At 66.3% G+C, this 457-nt stretch carries 1 protein-coding gene; it reads right to left on the bottom strand.

Going from position 1 to position 457, the window contains the following annotated elements:
* A partial coding sequence (locus tag AC0L18_RS32415) for an IS256 family transposase (protein WP_473495749.1) occupies positions 1-457 on the bottom strand: 457 nt, incomplete at both ends.

Here is a 457-nt window from a genome sequence, read left to right as displayed (position 1 = left end):
CTTCGGGTATTTGGCCTGCCATTTGGCGATCCACTGCGCCAGGTCGCGCTTGACCTCGGCTAGGTCGCGCCGGTCATAGAACCATCTGAGCTCCATCAGGCAGTCGTCATCGACCTTGCGCGGCACATAATCGAGCGCGTTTCTGAGGAAGTGCACGTAACAGCGCTGCCAGACTGCCTCGGGCAGGACTTCGCGGATCGCTGCCCTGAGCCCTGGATGGTCGTCGGAGACGACGAACTCGACGCCGGCGAGCCCGCGCTGCTTGAGCCCTGCCACGAACGCGCGCCAGCTCGAATGGCTCTCCCGGTTGGCCAGCTCGACACCGAGCACCTGGCGCCGGCCCTCCCAGTCGACGCCGATCGCCACCAAGACCGCCTGGCTGGCGATCACGCCGGCCTCGCGCGCCCGCTCATAGCGCGCATCCAGAATGAGGTACGGGTAAGGTTCGGCAAGCCGC

The sequence above is a fragment of the Mesorhizobium sp. WSM4819 genome, assembly GCF_055811215.1.
This window is presented reverse-complemented; position numbering and strand designations above follow the sequence as displayed.